The 14365-nt window shown below is 63.8% G+C and carries 20 protein-coding genes; 6 read left to right on the forward strand and 14 right to left on the reverse strand.

Annotated elements, in window-relative coordinates:
- Window positions 1–146 precede the first annotated feature (146 nt).
- Window positions 147–584 (forward strand): META domain-containing protein, encoded by a 438-nt coding sequence (locus KPL81_RS05905; RefSeq protein ID WP_219791054.1) that lies wholly within the window; start codon window positions 147–149, stop codon window positions 582–584.
- Here the strand turns inward: KPL81_RS05905 and KPL81_RS05910 are convergent.
- Window positions 578–1111 carry a GrpB family protein gene (locus tag KPL81_RS05910; RefSeq protein WP_219791055.1) on the reverse strand — a complete coding sequence of 178 codons (534 nt, stop codon included), beginning with the start codon at window positions 1109–1111 and terminating at the stop codon, window positions 578–580. The genes KPL81_RS05905 and KPL81_RS05910 overlap by 7 nt on opposite strands.
- Window positions 1077–2105 carry an AraC family transcriptional regulator gene (locus tag KPL81_RS05915; RefSeq protein ID WP_219791056.1) on the reverse strand — a complete coding sequence of 343 codons (1029 nt, stop codon included), beginning with the start codon at window positions 2103–2105 and terminating at the stop codon, window positions 1077–1079. The genes KPL81_RS05910 and KPL81_RS05915 overlap by 35 nt, the downstream gene beginning before the upstream one ends.
- A gap of 147 nt (window positions 2106–2252) precedes the next feature.
- On the opposite strand from KPL81_RS05915, the gene KPL81_RS05920 reads away from it, so the two are divergent.
- A complete protein-coding gene (locus tag KPL81_RS05920) occupies window positions 2253–3434 on the forward strand; it encodes an MFS transporter (RefSeq protein ID WP_219791057.1) in 1182 nt (393 codons plus the stop codon).
- A 98-nt stretch (window positions 3435–3532) separates the two neighbouring features.
- Window positions 3533–3736, forward strand: coding sequence for a putative motility protein (locus tag KPL81_RS05925; RefSeq protein ID WP_219791058.1), 204 nt, complete (start codon window positions 3533–3535; stop codon window positions 3734–3736).
- 57 nt (window positions 3737–3793) lie between these two features.
- Here KPL81_RS05925 and KPL81_RS05930 read toward each other — a convergent pair whose 3' ends face one another.
- The 5 genes from KPL81_RS05930 to KPL81_RS05950 are packed head-to-tail and all read right to left on the reverse strand — an operon-like array spanning window position 3794 to window position 6530.
- Window positions 3794–4489 (reverse strand): aspartate/glutamate racemase family protein, encoded by a 696-nt coding sequence (locus KPL81_RS05930; protein WP_219791371.1) that lies wholly within the window; start codon window positions 4487–4489, stop codon window positions 3794–3796.
- 53 nt (window positions 4490–4542) lie between these two features.
- Window positions 4543–5250, reverse strand: coding sequence for a DUF899 domain-containing protein (locus tag KPL81_RS05935; RefSeq protein ID WP_219791059.1), 708 nt, complete (start codon window positions 5248–5250; stop codon window positions 4543–4545).
- Complete coding sequence (locus KPL81_RS05940) at window positions 5247–5675, reverse strand: VOC family protein (RefSeq protein ID WP_219791060.1); 429 nt, start codon at window positions 5673–5675, stop codon at window positions 5247–5249. Before KPL81_RS05940 ends, KPL81_RS05935 begins: the two co-directional genes overlap by 4 nt.
- Entirely contained in the window at window positions 5648–6199 is a 552-nt protein-coding gene (locus tag KPL81_RS05945; RefSeq protein ID WP_219791061.1) for an SRPBCC family protein, read from the reverse strand. The genes KPL81_RS05940 and KPL81_RS05945 overlap by 28 nt, the downstream gene beginning before the upstream one ends.
- Entirely contained in the window at window positions 6192–6530 is a 339-nt protein-coding gene (locus KPL81_RS05950) for an ArsR/SmtB family transcription factor (RefSeq protein ID WP_240549076.1), read from the reverse strand. Before KPL81_RS05950 ends, KPL81_RS05945 begins: the two co-directional genes overlap by 8 nt.
- Window positions 6531–6728: 198 nt before the next feature.
- Between KPL81_RS05950 and KPL81_RS05955 the strand changes: the two genes are divergently transcribed.
- Complete coding sequence (locus KPL81_RS05955; RefSeq protein WP_219791063.1) at window positions 6729–7628, forward strand: arylamine N-acetyltransferase family protein; 900 nt, start codon at window positions 6729–6731, stop codon at window positions 7626–7628.
- Between the two features lie 4 nt (window positions 7629–7632).
- Here the strand turns inward: KPL81_RS05955 and KPL81_RS05960 are convergent, their stop codons facing one another.
- A complete protein-coding gene (locus KPL81_RS05960) occupies window positions 7633–7956 on the reverse strand; it encodes a hypothetical protein (RefSeq protein WP_219791064.1) in 324 nt (107 codons plus the stop codon).
- Window positions 7957–8114: 158 nt separating this feature from the next.
- Between KPL81_RS05960 and KPL81_RS05965 the strand changes: the two genes are divergently transcribed.
- Window positions 8115–8999, forward strand: a complete 885-nt coding sequence (locus tag KPL81_RS05965) for a LysR substrate-binding domain-containing protein (protein WP_219791065.1) — start codon at window positions 8115–8117, stop codon at window positions 8997–8999.
- Window positions 9000–9047: 48 nt separating this feature from the next.
- On the opposite strand, the gene KPL81_RS05970 is transcribed toward KPL81_RS05965, so the two are convergent.
- The 5 genes from KPL81_RS05970 to KPL81_RS05990 form a co-directional block, all read right to left on the reverse strand.
- Window positions 9048–9245, reverse strand: coding sequence for a hypothetical protein (locus tag KPL81_RS05970; protein ID WP_219791066.1), 198 nt, complete (start codon window positions 9243–9245; stop codon window positions 9048–9050).
- Between the two features lie 165 nt (window positions 9246–9410).
- Window positions 9411–9899, reverse strand: coding sequence for a cell wall hydrolase (locus KPL81_RS05975; RefSeq protein ID WP_338035591.1), 489 nt, complete (start codon window positions 9897–9899; stop codon window positions 9411–9413).
- Window positions 9853–11106, reverse strand: coding sequence for an arsenic resistance protein (locus KPL81_RS05980; protein WP_338035592.1), 1254 nt, complete (start codon window positions 11104–11106; stop codon window positions 9853–9855). The genes KPL81_RS05975 and KPL81_RS05980 overlap by 47 nt, the downstream gene beginning before the upstream one ends.
- Before the next feature lie 14 nt (window positions 11107–11120).
- Window positions 11121–12185, reverse strand: a complete 1065-nt coding sequence (locus KPL81_RS05985; RefSeq protein ID WP_219791068.1) for a calcium/sodium antiporter — start codon at window positions 12183–12185, stop codon at window positions 11121–11123.
- Between the two features lie 70 nt (window positions 12186–12255).
- On the reverse strand, window positions 12256–12999 hold the full coding sequence (locus KPL81_RS05990) for a carbon-nitrogen hydrolase family protein (protein WP_219791069.1): 744 nt from the start codon (window positions 12997–12999) through the stop codon (window positions 12256–12258).
- A 191-nt stretch (window positions 13000–13190) separates the two neighbouring features.
- Here KPL81_RS05990 and KPL81_RS05995 point away from each other — a divergent pair, with 191 nt between their 5' ends.
- Window positions 13191–13577 carry a gamma-glutamylcyclotransferase family protein gene (locus KPL81_RS05995; protein WP_219791070.1) on the forward strand — a complete coding sequence of 129 codons (387 nt, stop codon included), beginning with the start codon at window positions 13191–13193 and terminating at the stop codon, window positions 13575–13577.
- A 12-nt stretch (window positions 13578–13589) separates the two neighbouring features.
- On the opposite strand, the gene KPL81_RS06000 is transcribed toward KPL81_RS05995, so the two are convergent.
- Window positions 13590–14258 (reverse strand): dihydrofolate reductase family protein, encoded by a 669-nt coding sequence (locus tag KPL81_RS06000; protein WP_219791071.1) that lies wholly within the window; start codon window positions 14256–14258, stop codon window positions 13590–13592.
- Window positions 14259–14365: the final 107 nt, after the last annotated feature.

Consider the following 14365-nt stretch of genomic DNA (forward strand, 5'->3'; position numbering starts at 1 on the left):
GGAGATGTCATCCTGGCCTTGAGAAGTCGCGATATCCCCGGTATCTGCGTAATTCAGGCTGGCTATTCGCCATCGCTTTTCAGACAGTACGGCACATGGAGCCCGCTGTTCTGGCGGAGGTCGAGTCTGCTTGCCGAGGAATGAAAATGAAAAGGCGTTTTGCCATCTTGTTGGGAACGCTGGCCGTTGTGCTGATGGGCTGTACCGGTTTGGAGCGTGCGATGACCCACGACGAGCCGCTGGTGAACACCTACTGGAAGCTGACCCGGGTCGGCGGTGTCACGCCCGTCGCGGTGGACAATCAGCGCGAGGCGCATTTCGTGCTGCATGCCGAGGAGAACCGCGTAGCGGGTTCCACCGGGTGCAACCGCCTGGCAGGCAACTATCACTTGGAGAGCGAGTCCCTGAGCTTCGGCCCCTTGGTGACCACGCGCATGGCCTGCCTGCAGGGAGGCGAGACCGAGCAGGCGATTCTCGCCGCACTCGAAGCGACGGCCACCTGGCAGGTCGAAGGCCAGACGCTTAGCCTCATGGACGAGGCCGGCTCCGCCGTGGCGCAGTTCGAGGCGGTGCACCTCTACTGAGCGATGACTGAATTCACAAACTCCCCCTTGGCCAGGGTATAGGCTTCGCGGTCCGCTTGGTGGCGGGAAGCCAGTTCGCGCTTTAGAGCGGCATAGCGAGTGGCCTGGGTCGGATCGGCGCGCAAGGCATCACGAAAGGCCAGCCGCTGGTGCCACAGCTCACCGTCGTAAACCACCACGTGTAGGTGATGGGTGCGTCGGCCGTGGGCGTGGCGCATGAACCAGCGACGGTCGGTCAGGCTGGCGTTGAACTCGACTGAGGTCACGTAGCCGTGATCAAGAATTGGCTTGAACAGGGCATCGGCCATGGCCATGGAAGCGACCCCGGCCATGACGTCGATGATGGGCTTGGCTGGCATGCCGGGAATGGCGGTGCTGCCGATGTGCTGCACGTCGAGCAGCTCGGCCGGGAAGCGCTCGAGGAGACGCGTGCGCTTGGTATCGAAGCGTGCCGGCCAGGCAGGGTCGTACTCCGCCAGATGCACCGGTTCATCAATGGCCCGCTGTAGCGACTGGGCTTCGTTCATGGGGGCTCCTGGCGGTGGGTTCATACGTGGGCGCATCCGTTCTGGCCTCGTGTTGCTGGCGCAGCGCCCCGGGCGGGTAGCCGTGGATGCGCTTGAAGGCGCGGCTGAAGGCGGCCGCGCTGCCATAGCCCAGGCGGTAGGCGACGGTTTCGATCGGTTGGCGCTCGCGGCCGATCCACTGGACCGCCAGACGCATGCGCAGCTCTGTCACGTAGCGGTGCGGGGTCATGCCCGTTACCGCCAGGAAGCGCTCGGCGAATACCGAGCGCGAGCTGCCCATCTCGGCGGCGAGTTCGGCTACCGTCCAGTTGCGCCCCGGCTCGCGATGCAGAGCGGCGATGACGCCCCCTAGGCGCGGATCGCGCAGGGCCTCTATCCAGCCGGTGGCATCGCCGCAGCCGCACTCCACCCAGCCCCGCACGATGAAGGCGGCCATCACGTCGGCAAGCCGAGCCAGGATGGCGGCGTAGCCGGCGCGTTCACTTCTCGCCTCGCGCTCCATGGCCTCGAGCATGGGCAATATCTCGGGCTGGCGCTCGAGCAAGGTGCCGACGTACATCACCTCGGGCATCAGCGAGACCAGTGCATGCATGCTGCCCAGGTCGAACTCCATGCAGCCGCTGAAGGTCAGGGCGCCGTCGAGGGTGCAGCCCTTCGGGCAGGCTCGGATCGAGCTGACTGCCTCGCACAGCGTGGCACTTTCGAAGGCGGCGATGTCCTGGGCCGGCTGATCGGGTGTGGAAAGCAGGGCATGCAAACCACCCCTTGGCAGCAGCAGGGCATCGCCGGTCGATAGGGTATGCACGCTGCCGCTCGGGCTGCGCAGGTAGACAGGGCCGCGCGCCACGAAGTGGAACTGCGCCCACCCCTCCACTTGGCCGAACTCCACCCCTAGAGGCGGCGAAAGCTGGATACGGCGATAGGCGATGCCGCGCAGGCGCATGCCGAGCAGCAGCTCACTGACCAGATCGCTGGGCAATTCCGGCTTAGGCATCTCGCGTTCCTCGCTGTCTTCATACGCTTTTTATCCGAATCGGACGAATGATCAAGCATTCAAGAGCTTTTAATATAGAACGTCCGAAGTGCTCGCTCTAGTCTTCTCGTTCCTGACGAACGCTTCTCTAGGAAAGGAGAACGAACGATGAACGAGTTGGCACAGCGGGCCAGGCCCGCTTGGGGGGCAGTCGTTTCAATGGCCCTCGGCGTATTCGGGCTGGTCACGGCGGAATTCCTGCCCGCCAGTCTGCTGACGCCCATGGCGGCAGACCTGGGTATTACCGAAGGCATGGCGGGCCAGGCGGTTACGGCCACCGCCGCGGTGGCGCTGTTGACCAGCCTGCTGATCTCGACCGCCACCCGCCGCATCGACCGGCGACATGTGCTGCTGGGCTTTTCTGCACTGCTGGTGGCCTCGAACCTGATGGTAGCCTTTGCCCCCAATCTCACGGTGCTGCTGCTTGGTCGCGTGCTGCTGGGCATGGCGCTGGGCGGGTTCTGGACCATGTCGATCGCCACCATGATGCGCCTGGTCCCCGAGGATCTGGTGCCGCGGGGGCTGTCGATCATGTTCAGCGGGGTTTCCGCGGCGACCATTGCCGCGGCGCCGCTGGGCAGCTACTTCGGTGACCTGCTCGGCTGGCGTGACGTGTTCCGCATGGCGGCGCTGCTCGGCGTGCTGGCGCTGGTGGTGCAGTTCTTCACCCTGCCGCGCATGGCGCCGAGTGGTCAGACTCGCCTGCGCACCCTGTTCGACGTGCTGATGCGGCCACGGGTGGGCCTGGGCATGCTGGCCGCGGCCCTGGTCTTCACCGGCCACTTTGCCTTCTTCACCTATATTCGGCCGTTTCTCGAGACCGTGACCGGCGTTGGCGTGAGCGGTGTGGCCACCATTCTGCTGGGCTTCGGCGTAGCCAATTTCGCGGGTAATTACCTGGGCGGCTGGATGGTCGAGCGCAGCCTGCGCCTGACCATGATCTCGATGCCGCTGCTGATGGGCATGCTCGGGGTGGCACTGGTGGTGCTGGAAAGCACGCCAGCCACCGATGCCGCGCTGGTGGCCGTGTGGGGCCTGGCCTTCGGTGCCATACCCGTGGCGTGGTCGACCTGGCTCACCCGTACGGTGCCCGACGAGGCCGAAAGTGCCAGCGGCCTGTTGGTGGCCGCCATCAACCTGGCGATCGCCACCGGTGCCGCCGTAGGTGGGCTCATCTTCGACCTGGGCGGTGCACTCAATGTCTTCGCCGCCAGCGGTGCGGTGCTGCTGCTGGCCGCGCTGATGATCCTGGCTGGCGTGAGAACGCAGCCGCAGGCGACTGCTGCGTGAAGCAAGCAGCCCGGCTTTGGCGGGCTGCGCTTTTTGCCATTGGCTCCGTTCGCTGTTAGCTTGGGCTAATAGAAGAACCAAGAACAGGAGAGTCGGACATGGATTCAGCCGTCAATGCGATCGTGGGTCAGTCGCTGGTCATGCAGCAGGCCCAGGCCGCGCAGCAGGTGCAGCTGGAGGTCTACAAGGAAGCCCTGGACATGCAGAAGGACCAGGTCGCCGCCTTGATGTCTTCGGCTTCGGTAGCGCCGCAGCTGGCCAATGAGGGGATGGTGGGCACCCATATCAATACCTACGCCTAAATACCCACTCCTAAATACCTGCGCCCAGGCTTCGCTCGAAGACCTTTCAGACGAAGCCTATTTCTCCAGCGCCCACTTGATCGCCTCTTCGGCGTGGATGGCCGTGGTGTCGTAGAGCGGCACCGCGGTATGGCTCTGCTGCACCAGCAGGGCGATTTCGGTGCAGCCGAGGATCACCGCTTCGGCGCCCCGTTCGCGTAGCGACGCAATAATCTCCAGATAGCGCAGCCGCGACTCTTCCTGCACCTGCCCCAGGCACAGTTCGGTGTAGATCACCTCGTGCACCAAGTCCCGCTGAGCCTCATCGGGTACCAGCACCTCGATGCCGAAGCCTTCGGCGATACGCCCCTTGTAGAAGTCCTGCTCCATTGTGAAGCGGGTGCCGAGCAGGCCGACGCGGCGGATGCCATCATCGGCCAGACGCTGCGCCGTGGCGTCGGCGATGTGCAGCAGCGGAATCGAGATCGCCTCGGCCACCTGCGGGGCGACCTTGTGCATGGTGTTGGTGCCGATCAGCAGGAAATCCGCACCGCCGGCCTCCACGCTGCGAGCGGCGCGGCACAGGATCTCGGCGGTGGCGTCCCAGTCGCCGGCGTGCTGCAGCCGCTCGATCTCGGCGAAGTCGACGCTGTAGAGGCACAGCTTGGCCGAGTGCAGCCCGCCCAGGGCGGCCTTTACCCCTTCGTTGAGCGCACGGTAGTAGCTGACGGTGGATTCCCAGCTCATGCCGCCGAGCAGGCCGATGGTCTTCATGGTCATGCGTTCCCTCTTGTTGTCGTCCGTTTCGGAATTGTCGTGCCACACCGCTATGCTTCGTACTCGTCGTGACGGCGGTTCCATACGTAAGGCGGCGTCTGTGGCCAACCGGGGGGTGAGTCCTCCCAGCTCTCCTGGCGACCGTAGGGCGTCAGGTCCAGGTAAGTCCACAGGCTACCCAGATATTCCACGCCGCGCTTGCCGCTGAAATAGGTGCGAAATACCCGTTCACCGTCACGCAGAAAGACGCTGATGCCGTGGCGTTCACCACGGTCGGTGTCGGGAGCATGGCAGCTGCAGCTCGTCACGCCCATGTCCCGATTGAAGTCGCTACCGAGCGATGAGTACCACGTCGGGTATTGCCACTCCATGCGCGCCTGGTAGCGTACCAGCTTCTCCCGCGGTGCCCGCGAGACCAGCACCAGCGTGGTGTCGCGGGCGTGCAGGTGGGCGGGGTGGGTCATGGCGTCCACCACCCAGGAGCAGCCGTCGCAGCCGGCCTCCCAGTCGGGCCCGAACATGAAATGATAGACGATAAGCTGGCGGCGTCCCTCGAACAGGTCGAGCAGGCTGGCTGCACCCTGTGGCCCATCGAAGAGGTAATCGGCACGCACCTCGACCATTGGCAGGCGCCGCCGTGCGGCATTGAGCATGTCGCGCTCACGCGTATGGGCCTTTTCACGAGCGATCTGTTCATCCAGAGCGCTGCGCCACGCCTCTTCGGAGACGATGGGGGGCAGGGCAAAAGACTGGGTCATGGCGCTTCTCCGCTCAGGCCAGGTCGTGTTGTTCCCAGATTTAGCTGCCAAGAGACGCCGAAGCGGTCGTTGAGCCAGGCGAAGCGCGTGCTGAAACCGTAGTCGTCTGGCGGCATCAGCATTTCACCCTGTTCCGACAGTTGCTCAAGCAGGCGCTCGAACTCTTCGCGGTTTTCGCATTCAATGAACAGCGAGATAGAGGGCGTAAAGCTGAAGGGATGCTGGATGTGGCTGTCGATACAGGTGTAGCGCCGGCCCGCCAGGGTGAATTCGGCCTGCACGACACTGCCTTCCTTGCCCGGTCCTTCGGGACCGTAGCGCTCGAGCCGGACGATCTCGGAGTCGTCGAACAGCGAGACATAGAAACGCATGGCCTGCTCGGCATTGCCTTCGAACATCAGCTGCGGGGCGATGTGATGCGGCATCGGTACTCCTCCTCCAGGTTTTCGAACGTGGGCCAGAAGGGGACGGGACGCTCGCCCTGCAGCACGTTCTCGAGAATGGAGAGGTGGGTATGCCAGCCGCTGGCCACGGTAACCCGGGTGTCGTCATCGGCGAGACGACGGTGCGTCACGACCAGGCGCACCTGGTCGCCGGCCTCGCTGAGCTCGAAGGTGACTTGCGAAGGGGCTTCGTTGCCGCCGCCCCAGGTCCAGACAAGCAAGTGTGGCGGTTCGCAGCGCAGCACCTGGTGCTGCGTGGTGAAGTTGCGGTCATACTGGCGAAAGCGTTCGGAGGGTGGCGTTCTGTCGGGTGTCAGCTCGCTATTGTGGAAATGCAGGGAGAAGGAGGCACCCCGTCGCAGCTCCATGGTGCCGGGAGCGAGCCATAGGCCACGCTTGTCGGATTCGGTAAAGTAGGCCCAGACCCGCTCGATCGGCCCTGGTAGCAGGCGCTCGAAGCGGATGCTCTCTTCGGCAATCTTCTCGCCGTAGTCGCTGTCATCCATCTTGCCCCTCCTTTGTCAGTTCGCTTCCTGGGTCGGCCTTCAGCGCCGCTTCCAGTGCGTTAAGTCGCGCGTCCCAGAAGCCTTCGTAGAAGTTCAGCCACTGTTCCGCTTCGGCCAGTGGCTCAGGCCGTAGCCGACAGTAGTGGGTCCGTCCTTCGATGCGTCGTTCCAGCAGCCCCGCTTGCTCCAGCACGCGCACGTGTTTGGAAACGGCGGCCAGCGACATGGCGAACGGCGCGGCCAGCTCGCCGACCTTGCGCTCACCGGCCGCCAGCCGTTCGAGCAGGGCGCGTCGGGTCGGATCGGCCAGAGCGTGGAAAACCCGGTCCAAGTGTGCTTCGTCATGTTCAACCATAGGGTGTAAATAGTTGGGGCTCAGTCAATTGTCAACCAGTAGGTTGAATAATGGGCCAGGGGCTGGCATCGCAAAGGCTATAAGGCCGATAGAAATTCGTTCTCTTTACCTGAAGTCAACTTGAGGTATTAGCCTGCGCTTAACGATTGCCCTTGAGCGAAAAAGGAGAGCGTCATGCAGGCTGCCACGACCGAACATCCCCTTCATGAATCGACCCGGTGGGAGACCCCGGCGCTTGATCTCGAGGCCTACCTGACCCGCATCGATTATCGGGGACCGCTGTCCCCTGATCTGGAAACCTTGAGGGGGCTCAAGCAGGCGCATCTCGCTGCGGTGCCTTTCGAGAACCTTGATGTCGTCACCGGCGGCGAGATCCGCATCGACCTGGGGAGCCTGCAGGAGAAGCTGGTCCGGCGTCGGCGCGGTGGTTACTGCCATGAGCACAACACGCTGTTTGCCACGGTACTGGATCGGCTCGGTTTCGAGGTCACGGGGCGCAACGCGAGAATGCTGATGGGCGAGGATGCGAACGTCGTCACCCCGCTCGGTCATACGATGCTGGTGGTAAAAGCGGAAGGCCGCGACTGGATGGTCGATGTCGGCGTCGGCAACGTCGGCCCGCGTGAGCCGATCCGGCTCGAAGCCGGCAACGAGGTGAGTCACGGCCCCTGGGAGTATCGCATGGAGCGCTCGCCGCTGGGATACTGGCTGCTGCGTCATAAGCGCCTCGGTGAGTGGTTCAACATCTACCAGTTCAGTGATGAACTCACCTATCGCGCCGACTCCGCCGAATACAACTATCTGGCATCTCATCATCCCGCATCGCCCTTCGTGCGGCGAATCGTGGCTCAGCACAACGGCGCGGAGGTACGGTTTGCGCTGACCGACCTTGAGCTGAAGACCTTCCGCCCGGGCGAGCCACCGGAGCTTCGGCGGATCGCTGCCGGCGAGCTGCCCGGTGTGCTGAGTGAGCGCTTCGGCCTGGCATTGGCGCCGCAGCAGGAGCGCCTCCTGCTGCGGCGCGCCGAGGCCCTCATCGAAGCGTCCTCAGAAGGCGAGCAGCTTGGCACCTGAGCGATCAGCTCCGTTGTTGTACCTTGCGCATCGCCCGACGGCACATCAGCGCTTCTGTCGCGTCGTCCTTCAGCGGCAGGCGCAAGGCCCACAGGATGTCCTCACGGCAATGCCCCATGTCCTCGAGCATGTGGTCGTCGTAGGCCAGCAGATGCAGGAAGCGCTGGCGAAATTGCTGCCGACGACGGTACTCCCACCACTTGGTCTCGAGTGCATGAATCAGCCCCAGCGGGGGCATGGCCGGCATGTAGAAGTCGGGCCGTGGTGGTGGGGCAGGACGCTTGCTGGCGGTTGGCTGGGGCTGGCGCAGCGGTTCGTACTGACTCATGTCGCACCTCCTGGCGGGCATCCGCCGGAGCGGCTGCCGTCATTTTTTCGGGTGAAGGGAGGGTCGCGACCTCTTGAAAGAGAGCTTGGCTCGGCTTGATGGATCAATCCAGCGAAAAGGTCTACATTGTCTTTTAAGAAAAATTGAAGGATAGGCCAATGACTCAAGCCGCGCTTTCCAATGCCGCCACGCCGCTGCTCGATACCGATGTGTTGCGTACCTTCGTCGCCATCGCCGAATGCGGCAGCTTCACCCGGGCCGCACGCCAGGTGTTTCGCACACCCTCGGCGCTGAGCATGCAGATCAAGCGACTGGAGGAGACGCTTGGGCAGGCGCTGTTCGTGCGTGAAGCCCGTCAGGTGCGGCTGACGCCGGAAGGAGAAGTGCTGCTCGGCTATGGCCGACGCCTGCTTTCGCTCAACGAGGAGGCGGTAACGCAGTTTCTGGCGCCCAAGGTGGCGGGTCGGCTGGGTTTCGGTACCACCGACGATGTGGGTTCACGCATCCTGCCCGGGGTATTGGCGCAGTTCGCACGCTCGCACCCGGCGGTGCAGGTCGATGTGGTGGTCGGTAGCAGCCGGGAGATGCTCGCCCGGCTGGATGCTGGCGAGCTCGATCTGGTGCTGGTCACCGCTGGCAATCCCGGGCAGGAGGCGCGCGGTGAGATCGTCCACAGCGAGCCGCTGGTATGGGTGGGACGGGAAGGGGGCGTGGCCGCCCAGCGCTCGCCGCTACCGGTGGCCCTGGCGCACCAGGGCTGTGCCTGGCGAGGCATGGCGCTGGAAGCGCTGAATCGGGCCGGAATCAGCTTTCGCATCGCCTACACCTGCGAACACTGCGCCGGCCAGGAGGCGGCCATGCTTGCCGACCTGGCGGTTTCCCCCTTCCCGCAGAGCCTGGTGCGCCCACCGCTGCGGCGCATCGATCCCGACCAGTTGCCCGCGCTGGGTGAGTACCAGCTGACGCTGGTCAAGCGGACCGGCCTCAACCAGGCCGGCGAGACCTTGGTGGGGCATGTGATGGCCGCCTTTCGCCACTACTGAGCGCTAGGGCCTGACGCCGTGGCTCGGGAGCGCGAGGCCGCTGGGCAATCAGGCCTGCTCGGTGCGCAGCCGGTTGAGCTGACGCTTGATCTCAGCCCGCTCCAGAATCAGCAGGTCGAGTAGTTCGTCGCGCTCTTGCCGGTTCAGGCCTTTGTCGCTCATCAAACCATCGAGCAACGCTTCGATATCCGCTTCATGCAGATTATCGGAAACGGCGGCGGTGCGGGGTATGAGTGAGACAAACATGCGTGCGTACCTCCTAATCTTACCGCCCCTGCGGGGCTGTCTTGTTGTCGTTATCCGACTGCCTTTTTCGTTCTTGTAACACTAGGGTGGTTGCTTACGTCGCGCTGCGTCAAACGGCATCCGGCCCGGAACCGTATCACTTTGCACCGATAGGTAAAGGCACCGTCAATTTGCGGTGTCGTTGGGCCGATAGAAGATAAAGGCTTCGGTCTCGGAGGTCAGCAGGAATTCATTCGCCCAAGGCGGATGTACGGTTCGGTCGTGGAAGTAGAGGGCCCCGTCGGTATGGTCGGGCAGCTGCTGGTTGAGGGCTTGGCGCGCGACCTCCTTGGCAATTTCGTAGGCGTCGTCTTCCACCACGTCGTCGGGGCGGCCGTCGCACCACCAGGAGAACTGGCAGGGGCTCTGCTCGGAGCCCTGCTTCACCACTTCGCAGACGGTATTGGGAAACTCCTCGCTGGCCAGGCGGTTAATCACCACGTTGGCCACCGATTCCATGTCGAGGCCCGGCACGCCCTTCGCTTCCCAGTAAATGGTGCGCGCCAGACAGGTGACCGGCTCTTCCAATGGGTCGCTGCCCTCCGGGTCGATCACTTCCACCTCCTGCTCACTGAGCGGTTCCACCGGCTGGGTGACCTCTACATCGGGCGCCACCACTTGCTCCAGCACCTCGGCCTTCGCCTCGACCTCCTGCGGTTGGGGGTCGACTGTCCCTAGCGCGGACAGGGGCAGAGCGAGAAGGAGCCAGCCGAGATTTCGGTAAACAGGCATGGGCAAAACCCTTGAGGATCGCATGGTTCGGTACCATGGCGTAACGAGGCAGTATGTAACGTAACGAGTATAGCTGCCTGTCGATACCCGTGCGCGAAGCCAGGGCGGCATCGCGGGAGCGCGCCTGCATCAAGGCGCCGTGGGAAAGAGCCGCCGCGGTACCCACCACAGGAAGAGCGCCATGCCGATGAGTTCGACCAGCGACTGGAACACGACGGCAACCACCGCCAGCTCGTGGGAAGCGGGGAGAGAGTGCCAGGGGCAGCACGACGAAGGAGTTGCGCGTGCCCAGGCTGAAGGCCAGCACGCGCCCTTGGGTATTGGGCAGCTCGAACACTTGGGCCAGCAGGCGAGCCAGCAGCGCCGCGAGGATCAGGAAAGAGACGAAGGCCAGCAGCAGCCCACCGAGTTCGGTCAACGAATCGGCGACGACACCGACTTGCGTGGCGGCGATGGAAAACACCACCAGCGCCAGCAATGGTACCGGCAGCCACCCCAGCCGCTCGACACCCGCTTCGCGTTGGCGCTGCCCCCGGGCCCAGATCTCGGTCACGAAGGCCAGCAGCAACGGCAGCAGGATCAGCCCGGCAAAAGCTTGCAGCATCTCGCGCTGTACCATGGCGAGGTGCAGGCTTTCATCCAGGAACAGCCAGAGATAGACGGGCAGCAGCGCGATTTGCAACAGCAGGCTGAGCGGCGCGAAGGCGATCGCATGACGTACATCGCCGCCTCCCAGGTGGGAGAAGGTGATGAACCAGTCGGTGCAGGGTACCAGCAGCACCAGCAGCACACCCAGCCGGATGGCCGGCGCATAGGCGAACAGGCTCGACAAGCCCCACGCAACGAGGGGCAGCAGGACGAAGTTGCCCACCACGGCCGCAGCGAGAAAGCGCGGATCACGCCATGCGACGCGCAGTTGCGTCAGCGGCACCTGGGTGAAGGTGACATAGAGCAACGCCCCCATCAGCGGCCAAAGCAGTGCTTCCAGCGTGCCGGTTCGGTTCGGCAGCACGATGCCCATCATCAGGCCCAGGGCGATGGACGCCAGATAGACCAAGACTTGATACTTCTCGAGCGTCTGGCGAGTCAAAGCCGGCGGCCCTCTTATGCCCTTTTCGCTGTACGCCGCAGCTCCGGTAGCGCCAGCACGGTGAGTGTCAGGGCGGTAATCGGCAGCACGAAATAGAGCATCAGCGTACTGAAGCCGGCCAGGGCATCGTGATGGGTGGCGGCCAGGATCAGGTAAGTGGTGTAGGCCACGTAGTAGCCCAGCAGCACGGCGCCCTCCCAACGGTTGATGGCGCTGGCGGTGAAACAGATCGGCAGGCAGGCAACAGCCACGGCAAGCATCACCGGGATGTCGAGGCTGAGCATGGCATCGGTCACGGCAATGCCGGTTGGAGCGATCAGGCCGGCCAGGCCGAGCACGCCGAGCAGGTTGAAGATGTTGCTGCCGACCACGTTGCCCACGGCGATGTCGCGCTGGCCACGTAGGGCTGCGACGATCGAGGTGACGACTTCGGGCAGCGAAGTGCCGGCCGCGACCACGGTCAGGCCGATCACCTGTTCGCTGACGCCGAGCCAGGTGGCCATTGTGACCGCCGCATCGACGAACAGGCGCGAGCCGGCCACCAACATGGCGAGCCCGCCAGCGACGAATAGTAAGTCTCGCCCCCAATGATGGCTTTTCTCCTCGCTGGTCTCCGGCTCGTCGGGCGCTGACTGGCGCCGCCCCTGCCAAAGCAGGAAGCCGGTATAGGTGACCAGCCCCAGGAACAACAGCCCGCCGTCCACCCGGCCGATGCTGCCATCCAGCGCCAGCAGCAGCATGAGCAGCGAGATACCGATCATCAGCGGGATATCCAGGCGGATCAGTTGCTGGGCGACCGCGAGTGGCACGATCAGCGCCGAAATGCCCAGGATGAACAGCACGTTGAAGATGTTGCTGCCCACCACGTTGCCGATGGCGATTCCCGCCTGGTCATCGAGGGAAGCCTTGATACTGACGACGAGCTCCGGGGCGCTGGTGCCGAAGGCCACTACGGTAAGCCCGATGATCAATGGTGAGATTCCCACCTGCGCAGCCAGGCGCGACGCGCCCCGAACGAGGCCCTCCGCGCCGACGATCAAGAGCGCAAGACCGACCAACAGCAGCAGCATTGTCAGCATTCGATCAATTCCATTTACTTGGGGGAGGGGACGTTTCCAAACGGGCCGGTTACGGCCTTGAAGAGAAGCGCTATGCCGCCGGTGAAGCGGGAGCCAGCACTTGGGTGCGCAGAGTCGCAGTGTCGAGCATGAGGATCGCTTCTTGCAAGCCGTCGAGCGCGGCGACGTAACTACCGCGATCGTTCCATGCTGCCGAGCGGCCGCCGCCGGTGTCGCCGTCGCAAGGCCCCACGCAGTTGGCCAAGAGAATCGTCATGGCGTGTTCGCGGGCGAAAGTGGCGTAGTAGGCGTATGCCTCATCCATTCCCTGCGGCTGCTTGGCCACGCTGGCGAGATACACATCCGCGCCAAGGCTCGCCGCCGTGGCGGCATGGTCGGGCTGCAGCGACTCATAGCAGATCGCCAGCGCCAGGCGGTGCTCGCGGGTTTCGATGAGCATTGGCCGTTCGCCAGGGGAGAAGTAGGGCAGCTCGTCCTCATGCAGCCGCTGCTTGGCATAGGCGTGGCGCCCCGTTTGGGGCTGGAAAACCACCATGCCGATACGCGGCTTGCGTGAGGTGACCAGCGCCAGGCCGGCACCGATCACGATGCCATGGGTATCGCTCAGGCGCTGGAAAACGTCCAGCCGCGGGTCCTCCTCGTGGGTGGCCAGGCCCTTGGCCAGCGTCGGCTCGTAGCCGGTCAGCGAAAGTTCGGGAAAGAAGATCAGCTCGGCGCCATGCGACGCTGCCAGTTCGACGAACTCGACATGGCGCGCCACGTTGCTTTCGACATCGCCCGTAACCGAGGCGTATTGCACGGCACATAGCTTCATCGGTTCGCTCCCTCTCGCTGATCCTTCGGGTAAGCGTACGACATTTTTCCGTGGCCAATGTGGCCGTTTCCCTTTCGATGCGGGGGCAGGTGGTCAGCCGCCCTTTGTCATCGAAAGGGCCTCCTTCGTCATCGAAATGACGCTGGGTTAGACTTCATCCAGGCACCGAACCATCAGGGAGTCAGCCTGCGATGTTCGCCCCTGCGCTATCCATTTCCCGCACTCCGCTGGTAGCCGTCTATGGCACTCTGAAGCGTGGGTTGCGTAACCATCACTGGCTGGAAGGGGCCGACTTCCTGGGCAGCGACCGACTGACCAGCGCCACCCTCTACGATCTCGGCCCCTTCCCCGGGGCCAAGCCCGAACCCTCACGCGGGGTCGAGGTGGAGGTGTTCCGAGTCGATGCGAGGCTGCTCACCTCGCTGGACAGGCTCGAGGACTTTCGCCCGCGCCAGCCGCACGCCGGGCTCTACCACCGCGCCATTCATGCCACCACCTTCGGCCCCGCCTGGCTCTACCTCTACAACCAAGAGGTTACCGGCTGTAGGGCGATCCGGCAGGGCGGGTGGCGGCCCTGACTTGACCTGACCTCAGCCTTCGCGCTGCAACTTCTCGCGGCGTGCCACTTCCGCTGCAGTCGGCTGCTCCATGGCGAAGTCTCCGGTTTTCACCGCTCCGTCGCGTTCATACTTCGCAATCACCAAGCCGTTGGGTGACACACGATGGGAGATGAGTTTGAAAGCCCCCGGCGCTGCACCATCGCCGAACAGCTTCTTGCCTTTCCCCAGCACCACGGGGCAGATGAACAGGTTGATCTCATCGATGAGGTCGCTTGCAAGTAGCGTCTGGATCAGCTCGGTGCTGCCCTGCGTAACCAGAGCCGGCCCCTCTTCCTGCTTCAGTCTGGCGACATCGTCCGCCGCATCGCGCAGCGCCACCGAACCCTTCCAGGTCAGCTCCAGCCCCTTTCGGGTTGCCACATATTTCTTGACCGCATTGAAGGCCTTGGCGATGGAATCGTCCGGCCCTTCCTCGGCATAGGGCCAGTGCGCGGCGAAAATTTCGTAGGTCTTGCGCCCGAGCAACAGGTCGAATGGCTGGCTGAACAGCTTGTCGATCTCCTCCCCGAACACCTCGTCCACCAACGGCGCGACCCAACCGCCATAGTGGAAACCGCCTGTCGGGTCTTCCTGTGGCCCGCCGGGCGCCTGCATGACCCCGTCCAGTGACACCATCGCGCCAACGATCACTTCGCGCATCTGCTCATCCTCGTGGTTTGCAAGTTCAGCCAGTATTCGAGCGAGCTGCGACGTAATCGACAACGCACTGACACATGCTTCTCCGCGCTCATGGTCGGGCGAGCTTC

The sequence above is a fragment of the Billgrantia antri genome (assembly GCF_019430905.1).
Lineage (GTDB): Bacteria > Pseudomonadota > Gammaproteobacteria > Pseudomonadales > Halomonadaceae > Halomonas > Halomonas antri.

Excerpts from the sequence above, each read along its gene's own strand:
- KPL81_RS05945 (WP_219791061.1), bottom strand. The coding sequence starts at position 6,199 with ATGGATGACAGCGACTACGGCGAGAAGATTGCCGAAGAGAGCATCCGC.
- KPL81_RS05920 (WP_219791057.1), top strand. The coding sequence starts at position 2,253 with ATGAACGAGTTGGCACAGCGGGCCAGGCCCGCTTGGGGGGCAGTCGTT.
- KPL81_RS05995 (WP_219791070.1), top strand. The coding sequence starts at position 13,191 with ATGTTCGCCCCTGCGCTATCCATTTCCCGCACTCCGCTGGTAGCCGTC.
- KPL81_RS06000 (WP_219791071.1), bottom strand. The coding sequence starts at position 14,258 with ATGCGCGAAGTGATCGTTGGCGCGATGGTGTCACTGGACGGGGTCATG.
- KPL81_RS05915 (WP_219791056.1), bottom strand. The coding sequence starts at position 2,105 with ATGCCTAAGCCGGAATTGCCCAGCGATCTGGTCAGTGAGCTGCTGCTC.
- KPL81_RS05905 (WP_219791054.1), top strand. The coding sequence starts at position 147 with ATGAAAAGGCGTTTTGCCATCTTGTTGGGAACGCTGGCCGTTGTGCTG.
- KPL81_RS05960 (WP_219791064.1), bottom strand. The coding sequence starts at position 7,956 with ATGAGTCAGTACGAACCGCTGCGCCAGCCCCAGCCAACCGCCAGCAAG.
- KPL81_RS05935 (WP_219791059.1), bottom strand. The coding sequence starts at position 5,250 with ATGACCCAGTCTTTTGCCCTGCCCCCCATCGTCTCCGAAGAGGCGTGG.
- KPL81_RS05930 (WP_219791371.1), bottom strand. The coding sequence starts at position 4,489 with ATGAAGACCATCGGCCTGCTCGGCGGCATGAGCTGGGAATCCACCGTC.
- KPL81_RS05955 (WP_219791063.1), top strand. The coding sequence starts at position 6,729 with ATGCAGGCTGCCACGACCGAACATCCCCTTCATGAATCGACCCGGTGG.
- KPL81_RS05910 (WP_219791055.1), bottom strand. The coding sequence starts at position 1,111 with ATGAACGAAGCCCAGTCGCTACAGCGGGCCATTGATGAACCGGTGCAT.
- KPL81_RS05940 (WP_219791060.1), bottom strand. The coding sequence starts at position 5,675 with ATGCCGCATCACATCGCCCCGCAGCTGATGTTCGAAGGCAATGCCGAG.
- KPL81_RS05965 (WP_219791065.1), top strand. The coding sequence starts at position 8,115 with ATGACTCAAGCCGCGCTTTCCAATGCCGCCACGCCGCTGCTCGATACC.
- KPL81_RS05925 (WP_219791058.1), top strand. The coding sequence starts at position 3,533 with ATGGATTCAGCCGTCAATGCGATCGTGGGTCAGTCGCTGGTCATGCAG.
- KPL81_RS05970 (WP_219791066.1), bottom strand. The coding sequence starts at position 9,245 with ATGTTTGTCTCACTCATACCCCGCACCGCCGCCGTTTCCGATAATCTG.
- KPL81_RS05990 (WP_219791069.1), bottom strand. The coding sequence starts at position 12,999 with ATGAAGCTATGTGCCGTGCAATACGCCTCGGTTACGGGCGATGTCGAA.
- KPL81_RS05985 (WP_219791068.1), bottom strand. The coding sequence starts at position 12,185 with ATGCTGACAATGCTGCTGCTGTTGGTCGGTCTTGCGCTCTTGATCGTC.